This window comes from Nocardia sp. CC201C, assembly GCF_030010695.1.
GTDB lineage: Bacteria > Actinomycetota > Actinomycetes > Mycobacteriales > Mycobacteriaceae > Nocardia > Nocardia otitidiscaviarum.
Genome location: NZ_JASCXP010000359.1, coordinates 1 through 7864, shown reverse-complemented (window position 1 = coordinate 7864; position 7864 = coordinate 1). Strand labels below are relative to the sequence as shown.

At 68.1% G+C, this 7864-nt stretch carries 9 protein-coding genes, 1 tRNA gene and 1 pseudogene; 2 read left to right on the top strand and 9 right to left on the bottom strand.

Annotated elements, in window-relative coordinates:
- Positions 1-249, top strand: a pseudogene (locus QK444_RS28270) (MFS transporter); the annotation flags it as partial.
- A 95-nt stretch (positions 250-344) separates the two neighbouring features.
- On the opposite strand, the gene QK444_RS28265 reads toward QK444_RS28270, so the two are convergent.
- The 9 genes from QK444_RS28265 to QK444_RS28225 form a co-directional block, all read right to left on the bottom strand.
- Positions 345-761, bottom strand: coding sequence for a MerR family transcriptional regulator (locus tag QK444_RS28265; RefSeq protein WP_282785189.1), 417 nt, complete (start codon positions 759-761; stop codon positions 345-347).
- Positions 758-1150 carry a hypothetical protein gene (locus tag QK444_RS28260; RefSeq protein ID WP_282785188.1) on the bottom strand — a complete coding sequence of 131 codons (393 nt, stop codon included), beginning with the start codon at positions 1148-1150 and terminating at the stop codon, positions 758-760. The genes QK444_RS28265 and QK444_RS28260 overlap by 4 nt, the downstream gene beginning before the upstream one ends.
- A gap of 146 nt (positions 1151-1296) precedes the next feature.
- Positions 1297-2343 (bottom strand): terpene synthase family protein, encoded by a 1047-nt coding sequence (locus QK444_RS28255; protein ID WP_282785187.1) that lies wholly within the window; start codon positions 2341-2343, stop codon positions 1297-1299.
- A complete protein-coding gene (locus tag QK444_RS28250) occupies positions 2340-3287 on the bottom strand; it encodes a class I SAM-dependent methyltransferase (protein WP_282785186.1) in 948 nt (315 codons plus the stop codon). The genes QK444_RS28255 and QK444_RS28250 overlap by 4 nt, the downstream gene beginning before the upstream one ends.
- Positions 3288-3518: 231 nt before the next feature.
- Positions 3519-3734: a hypothetical protein gene (locus QK444_RS28245; RefSeq protein ID WP_282785185.1), complete on the bottom strand. Its 216-nt coding sequence runs from the start codon at positions 3732-3734 to the stop codon at positions 3519-3521.
- A 284-nt stretch (positions 3735-4018) separates the two neighbouring features.
- A tRNA-Pro gene (locus QK444_RS28240) sits at positions 4019-4092 on the bottom strand.
- A gap of 92 nt (positions 4093-4184) precedes the next feature.
- Positions 4185-4538: a DUF3703 domain-containing protein gene (locus tag QK444_RS28235; protein WP_282785190.1), complete on the bottom strand. Its 354-nt coding sequence runs from the start codon at positions 4536-4538 to the stop codon at positions 4185-4187.
- Positions 4539-4624: 86 nt separating this feature from the next.
- The gene (locus QK444_RS28230; RefSeq protein ID WP_282785184.1) at positions 4625-5365 is read right to left on the bottom strand and encodes an AraC family transcriptional regulator; all 741 of its coding nucleotides are present in this window, start codon (positions 5363-5365) and stop codon (positions 4625-4627) included.
- Entirely contained in the window at positions 5362-6291 is a 930-nt protein-coding gene (locus tag QK444_RS28225; RefSeq protein ID WP_282785183.1) for a LysR family transcriptional regulator, read from the bottom strand. Before QK444_RS28225 ends, QK444_RS28230 begins: the two co-directional genes overlap by 4 nt.
- Positions 6292-6430: 139 nt before the next feature.
- Between QK444_RS28225 and QK444_RS28220 the strand changes: the two genes are divergently transcribed.
- Positions 6431-7816: an MFS transporter gene (locus tag QK444_RS28220; protein WP_282785182.1), complete on the top strand. Its 1386-nt coding sequence runs from the start codon at positions 6431-6433 to the stop codon at positions 7814-7816.
- Positions 7817-7864 lie beyond the last annotated feature (48 nt).

Below are 7864 nucleotides of genomic sequence, written 5' to 3'. Positions count from 1 at the left end.
CTCGGGCTGGGCTGGAATCTCGGCCTGGTCGCGGGCACCGCCATCATCACCGACACCGTCCCCCTGGCCACGCGCGCCACAACCCAAGGGGCGGTGGATGTTTCCATCGCCATCGCCGGCGCGACCGGCGGTATGGGCTCCGGACTGATGGTCGCCGCCACCGGCTATCCGACCTTGGCACTGGTCGGCGGCGTGCTCGCGCTGGCGGTCGTCCCGGCCGCCGCGCTCACCGCCCGGCGCAACCGGTGATCGCCCAGCGCGTTCTGCCGCGGCCACGACGGCCGACCGACCCCCTACCCGATGGTCCATCCCGGCCCGCCGTGGTCTTCCACGGCGAACCCAGCTCAGACGTTGTCCGCCAACGGCAGTGGACAGGAGGGAGATTCGCCGCACACCAGCAGGTCGTCGCACCCGGCCGCAACGGCCGCGCGCAACGTGTCGCGCCTGGCGGTGAGTTCGGCCAGTGCGGTATCGACTTCGGCCAGCTTGGCCTCGGTCCGCGCGCGTAGCCCCGTACCCGGTCTCCGCTCGACCCCGACCCGGGTGCCGCCCAGCAGATCCGCGACCTCGTCGAGGGTGAATCCGAGCCGCTGAGCGGCCTTGATCAACCGCAGCACGGCCACCGTCCGCTCCGGATAGATCCGATGCCCGCCCAGGGAGCGGTCCGGTTCGGCCAGCAGCCCGCGCCGCTCGTAGTAGCGCACGGTCTGAATGTTCACCCCGGCCGCACGCGCCAATTCCCCGGTCCGCAACCCGGTCACGCCGAACCGCCCTGTTTCGCGCGTGCGGCCAGCCCGTCGAGCACGTCGACCCGAGTGGACGGCACCTCGATGTCCATGTGCACCAAGCGCTCTCCGGCCGTGGTGAACGCGAAGGCGAAGAACGAGCAGCAGCCCGATTCCCGGGCGGCCAGATCACGGGCCCGGGCTTCGGCGGCACCGTCCAGATCCAGCCGCAACCACGTCGGCGACACGCGCTCCACACCGCGCACGGCATCGCGGAAGAGCGCGTCGAATTCCGCCACCCGCGACGGCTGTCGCTCGGACGGGAGCGCACACGCGTCCACCGCCACCCAGGCCCGATCCGACGCGCCCGCACTCGGGTCGGAATTCGCGTCACCGATCCCACGGATCGGAAATTCATCGACCATGACCTACACCTCCCGGCTCGCGAAGGCCACAACTGAGCCTTTCCTTCGAGGCTAAGCCTGTACCCCGGTACCGGATGCAACCCCGGCGTAGACGGTGCCGGTCCGACACCCGCCCGGACGGCGACATCGCTGTACGCCCCGTGATGTCAATCGTCGTCGAACTCCCGCCGGGAAGGCGAGTAGATGGTGGGTCGCGGGGTGAGCGAGATGGTTCCGCGGGTGACGAGACCGCCGTCGTGCTGATCGCCGTGATAGCGCGTGGACAGCTGAGACCAGCGCAGGTTGCCGGTCATGGTGTAGGCGATCCCGTCCAGGTAGGCGCGGATCTCGGAACGGGAACCCAGCGGACCGGCACGGACCACGTCGCAGTCGGCCACGAAGTCGGCTTCCGCCTGGTGGATCAGGGCGACCACCGTGTCGACGGCATCCTGGAGATTCAGGTTGTCACGGTGCAGCAGGACCAGAATGAGATTCATCGCCTCCTCGAGATCGAGTTCCTTGGCGAAGGAGTACAGGTCGTTGACCAAGGCGATATGCGCGATGGCCCGGGCGCGGACGGCACGGATCTCCGGTGCGGCGGCGAGCTCGCCCAGATCGATGCCGAGCGCGTACTCCACGTGGGTGGTGATCCACCAGCCGTAGACATTCGTGAGCCGTTCACTCATGTACCGGTCCGGGTCGAGCGTGATGCCGTTCTGCCGCCGCACCGCTTCCGCGAGGTGACTATCCGCCATCTCCCGCCACGCTTGCCGAGATCTGCGCGCCAGGTGCGGCGTCATCCGCGCCTCGGCGGCCGTGATCACGTCGTGCACGAACCGATGCGCCGGCTCGTCGGGCGGTCGATCGCCGTCGAATACCTGACACCACCGCTCGTGCAGCCGGGTGGTCGCCGCACTGTCGAACTGGATTCCCGGCCGACTGAAGGTGTCGTCGTAGATGGTCACGCCCATCATGAGATTGACCAGATCGACCGTGCGATCACCGAGGGTATCGGGGTAGGCCAGACAGCCGTAGTGCGGGATACGCTGCCGCAGGTACCGTTCGGTCCGGTCCACGTCACCGAAGTAGGACCGCAGGTAAGGGCGGGCGAACGCGGCCGACCGCGCATCCAATTCGGCACAGTCGCGATGACATGCGTGCGGCAACCGGGTGACGATCTCCGGTAGGTGGAAGCTGTCGGGCAGTGCGATCACCGGTCGTCCCTCCTGCGCAGAACGATGCTGTAGGCGGAGACCAGGTCCTTGGCGAGGGCGGCCGACATGTTGTCGGCCATCACCCGCAGCTCCTCCACCGGCCCTGCCACTCCATCCGGGAATGCCCGCTCGATATTGGCCTTGACATCCCGAAACCAGTGCGCCACATCAGCATTGGACGGCAGGACGCGCATGTCCCGGATCTCGAACGAGTTGGCTTCCAGCACCCCGGCGAAGTAGTCCGGGGTCTTCCGATTACCGCACGCGAGCCGGTCGACCTCGTCGGGGATCTCCGAGACGTAGGCATCCAGCCCTCCGGCCGGATCACCTCGGAAGAGGGTGTCGGAGATGATGACAATCCCGCCCGCGGCGACCCTACCGGCCAGCGCCTCGACCGAGGCCTCGTACACCTCGTTCGGAAAATGCGTGTAGACACCGCGAATGATCACCAGATCGTAGGGGTGTTCGGGTTCGGGCAGTAGCCCTAGGTCCTGGCCGTCGCACAGATACAGCGACACCCGGTCGAGCAGCTCGTGATCGGCCAGATACCTTGCACAGTAATCCAATTGGCGAGGACTGATATTGATGGCATCGATGCGGGGACACTCGGGGAACCGCCGCGCCAGCAGGTAGCAGAGGAAACCCCACCCGCAGCCCAGATCCAGAATCCGTCCGATGCGGGGCCGTTCCGCGCCCAGCAGACCGGCCAGCCCGAGTTGCCGGTCGAAGAACCGAACACCCGCCTCCCCCAGCGACAGGTCCCGTGTCGCGCCTTCGTAGACGCCCCATTCGAACAGGCACGTATCCCCCAGCACCTGCCGCCAGACCTCCGGGGAGTCGTCGTAGGTGTAGACGACCTTGTCCCGGTACGGGTTTTCTCGCGGGCTGTCGACGACCGTGTATCCCATCGTGCCGCCGGACCCCGGGGCCGGGGGATACCGCATTGTCCCCCACCTCGCGTTTCCGGAAAATCGCGATGGCGCAACGTCTTCGGTCGACGGGTCGTGAAGCTCGAGCTTTCCGAGCGCTCTGTTCACTGTCATCACCGGGTCCGATCCGGTCGAGCACGAGCGAGGCGAATACGGTCTCAGGCTAGCGCGACCGACAGCCCCGGCAGCCTGACCGGTTGTGCCAGAGCGTGACCGATCGCGCCAGTTCACCGTCGAGCGCGACACCTACCCCCGGCTCCTGAACACCTTCCAGAGAGCCGGTTGCTCGAGCACCGTTTCCACCGCGAACACCCCGCTGTCCTGCAGCAGCGTCTGCATAGTCGCCCCCTTGACCGCGACCTGGATCTGACGCGCGTCCCAATCGCCATCGACGAACAGGCGCCTCCGCTCCTCGACGGCCTCGTCGAGCTGCGCCGCCGACCGACCGTCCTCCTGCCCCACCGTCCGTCCGACCGCGTGGTCCGTGTGCTCGAACTCGTGGACACCTCCGCGGAGCACGTCGGCCGCTCCTGCCGGGGATACGAACATCGCCGAGCGATGCCGTCGACCGCGCCCTTCACCCGCCGCGGAATTTCCTGCGTCATCCGCGACAAAGCCGACAAACGGAATCCCTCTCAGAGGATCTACGCACGAGACGAGCAAGCGGCACACCCGGGCGCGTCGCCGCGGTCCGGAACTGGTCCACATACATGACCGATCAGAGGTGGAAACCACCCCTGACCCGGTCGGGCTGACAGGATTTGAACCTGCGACCACTTGACCCCCAGTCAAGTGCGCTACCAAGCTGCGCCACAGCCCGTTGCCACCGCTGTCGCGGTGCCGGATGAGATTACCTCGAGGAGGGGTGGATTCGCCTAATCGGGGTGGGGTCGGTGTGTTCGGCAGGTGGGGTCAGCGGGTGAGGGGGATGCCGCCGTCGGTGAGGATGCGGGCGAGGTCGGCGGGGAGGGGCATGGGGGTGGTGATGCCGACGGAACTGCGGCCGGTGTTGCCGAGTGGGGCGCGGCCGAGAGCGGAGCCGGGGCCCGCTACCGCCAGGCGGATGATCTGGCCGAGGATTTCGGGGCGGTCGCGGGTGCGCAGGGCGAGGCGGAACATGTGCCAGTGGGCGCGGGTGTGAGGCCACGGCCAGTGCTGGGAGAGGATGTGGGCGCGTTCCAGGGCGTGCCAGCGGGAGTCGAGGTCGGTGGCGCGGCGGGCGGTGGTGAGTTCGGACTCGAAGGCGGTTCGGATGGTGGGCGGCATGGGAGGCACGGGATTCTCCTGTGGGGCAACGGTTCTGTCGCCGACCAGCCTCGCCCGCGGAACGGCGGAACGCTTGGACGAACCTGCTACGCGGTCGATTCGATGATCCAGCGGACATCGCGGAGGTCCGAGGGGGCGATGCCGAACATGCGGTGGCAGACGCGGTTCAGGTGGGAACTGTCAGCGAAGCCCGCGCCGTGGGCGGCGGCGGTGAGGGTATGGCCCGCCGCGACCAGGTCGATGGCCCGCAGGATGCGCAGCCAGCGGATGTAGGGGCGGAACGGCAGGCCCAGTTCGGCGGTGAACAGGTGGGCCAGGCGACTTTCCGACAGGCCCACCGCACGGGCCACCTCCGACAGGCGGAGTGGGCCCGAGTCCAGACGGGTGCGCAAGAGTGCGACCGCTCGGGTGACGGCCGGATGGCGGGGTGGAGTTGGGCAGAGATCGCTGATGTCGTGAAATCGACCGTCCCGGAACCACTTCGGATCATCGACCAGTGTAGTCGCGGCGCGGATCCAGGCATCGATATCGTCGGCCGTGAGGCCGATGAGTCGCTGTCCGACAGCGGAGTCCGGATCCACCAGCACGAGCGTGCCGTCGGACGCTCCCGTGACGACGGCGTGCTCGCGATGGGGCGGGATGAGTGCCGCACGGGCGCGGCGTACGGTGCCGTGCGCGTCGGCCAGCACGAACTCCCCCGCATGCGCGATGACGATCTGCACGGTGCGGTGCGCGTGCGGAGCCGCGGTGCCGATCTCCCCGACCAGTTCGAGCGCCCCGGCCCGCACTCTGACCGTCCCCGACCACATGCCACGAATCTCCTTCACCGCGCGGGCAATACGGTGCCGAGCAGCATGTCGCGCTCCGCGTGCACGCGGGCGCGCAGGGCGTCGACCACCTCGGCGACCTCGGGGCGGCGCAGCGCTTCCGCACGGGTGACGAGCCAGTAGGACAGCCGGACGCCCACCTGGTCGGGGAGGACGCGGACCAGGTCGGCGTGGCGGTCGGCCATGAAGCAGGGCAGCAGGCCCAGCCCGGCCGCGGCACGGGTGGCCTCGACGTGGACGAAAACGTTGGTGGAGGAGATGGATTCGCGCATGCCGTGGGCGAAGGCGGCGGCCAGGTCGAGGTCGTCGACCTGGAGCATGGAGTCGATGAAGTAGACGAAGGGCTGGCCGGTCAGGTCGTCGAGGGTGGCGGGCGCGCCGCGTTCGGCGAGGTAGGAGCGGGAGCCGTAGAGGCCGAGGACGTAATCGCCGAGGCGGATGAGTTCGGCGCGGCGGACCTGCGGTTTGCCCACCACCACTTCGATATCCAGGCCCGAGCGTTGCAGCGAGGCGCGGCGAGTGGCGGCGACGATCTCCAAGGCCACCTTGGGATGCCGACGCCGGACGTCGGCGACCGCGGGGGCGGCCAGGTAGGCGCTGAAACCGTCGGTGGCCGAGAGCCGGACGACGCCCTCGAGAGTGCGTTCACCGCGGGCGTCCGGCGCGAGCGAGCGCACCGCGGATTCGATGGATTCGGCGGCGTGCAATGCCTCCCGCCCCAGATCGGTCAGCTCCCAGCCACCCGCGCCGCGGGTCAGCACGCGGCCGCCCAGCGCCCGTTCCAGCGCGGCGATGCGACGGGAGATGGTGGTGTGGTTGATCCCCAGCTCCTCCGCCGCGGAAACGTAGCGTCCGGTGCGACCGACGGCCAGCAGCACGAGCAGGTCATCCGCATTGGGGCGGGGAGTGGCGGAGGTCACGGCCATTTCTGCATCTTTGCAGATACCCGGTGCGAAAGTGGGCATTGCGGGCGGAGAAATGTGCACGAATACTCTGAACAGTTCAAATCTTGTGGGCCGCATCACAGATGAGGGGTGATGCGGCCGAACGGTAAGGAGAAGTGCGATGAGCGTCGGCGTAGCCGGGCCGCGACCGGGATCCGATCCCGCCCCCACCGGACTCCGAAGGGTGGTGGCGGCCTCCATGGCCGGGACGGTCGTGGAGTGGTACGAATTCTTCCTCTACGGCACCGCGGCCACGCTGGTGTTCAACAAGGTGTTCTTCTCCGAGAACACCAGCGAACTCGACGCCATCCTCGCGGCATTCGTCACCTACGCCGTGGGCTTCGCGGCACGGCCGTTGGGCGGCGTGGTCTTCGGGCACTTCGGCGACAAGTACGGGCGCAAGAAGCTGTTGCAGCTGAGCCTGCTGCTGGTGGGCGCGGCGACCTTCCTGATGGGCTGCCTGCCCACCTTCGGGCAGATCGGGTACTGGGCCCCGGCATTGTTGGTGGCGCTGCGCTTCATCCAGGGCTTCGCGGTGGGCGGCGAATGGGGCGGCGCGGTCCTACTGGTGGCCGAGCACAGCCCGAATCGCAGCCGCGCCTTCTGGTCCGCGTGGCCGCAGGCGGCGGTGCCGATCGGCAATATGCTCGCCACCGTCGTGCTGCTCGTGCTCACCTCGACGCTGTCGGACGCGGCGTTCCTGTCCTGGGGCTGGCGGGTCGCCTTCTGGCTGTCGGCGGTGGTGGTGCTGATCGGCTACTACATCCGCACCAAGATCACCGACGCGCCGATCTTCCTGGCCGCGCAGCAGCAGGCCGAGCAGGAGAAGGCCACCGGGTTCAGTGCGGTCGAGGTGATGAAGCGTTATCCGCGTGGGGTTTTCACCGCCATGGGGCTGCGGTTCGGCGAGAACATCATGTACTACCTGGTGGTCACCTTCTCCATCACCTATCTGAAGGTGCAAGTCGGTGCCGACACCAAGGTGATCCTGTGGTGGCTGCTGGCCGCGCACGCGGTGCACTTCGCGGTGATCCCCATGGTGGGACGGCTCAGTGACCGATTCGGCAGGCGGCCGGTCTATTTCGTGGGCGCGGCCACCGCGGCCACCTGGGGCTTCTTCGCCTTCCCCATGATGGACAGCGAGCACAATGCCGTGATCTTGTTCGCCATTGTGCTCGGCCTGGTGTTCCACGCCTTCATGTACTCGGCACAGCCCGCGATCATGGCGGAGATGTTCCCGACCCGGATGCGGTATTCCGGTGTGTCCCTGGGGTATCAGGTCACCTCGATCGTGGCCGGATCGCTCGCGCCGATCATCGCGGTGAAACTGCTGGACAGCTTCGGCTCGTCGGTTCCGATCGCGGTCTACCTGGCCGTGGCCTGCGCGGTCACCCTCGTCGCGGTGTACTTCGCCCGCGAGACCAAGGGCGCGGACCTGGCCGAGATCGACCGCGCCGACGCCCGCGACCTGGCCACCGCGAGCGATGCGAAGGCGGTGAGCGCGTGAGTGGCTCGGCCACCGGCGATCTGACCGGTCGCACCGCACTGGTGACCG

Excerpts from the sequence above, each read along its gene's own strand:
- QK444_RS28225 (WP_282785183.1), bottom strand. The coding sequence starts at position 6,291 with ATGGCCGTGACCTCCGCCACTCCCCGCCCCAATGCGGATGACCTGCTC.
- QK444_RS28260 (WP_282785188.1), bottom strand. The coding sequence starts at position 1,150 with ATGGTCGATGAATTTCCGATCCGTGGGATCGGTGACGCGAATTCCGAC.
- QK444_RS28250 (WP_282785186.1), bottom strand. The coding sequence starts at position 3,287 with ATGCGGTATCCCCCGGCCCCGGGGTCCGGCGGCACGATGGGATACACG.
- QK444_RS28235 (WP_282785190.1), bottom strand. The coding sequence starts at position 4,538 with ATGCCGCCCACCATCCGAACCGCCTTCGAGTCCGAACTCACCACCGCC.
- QK444_RS28220 (WP_282785182.1), top strand. The coding sequence starts at position 6,431 with ATGAGCGTCGGCGTAGCCGGGCCGCGACCGGGATCCGATCCCGCCCCC.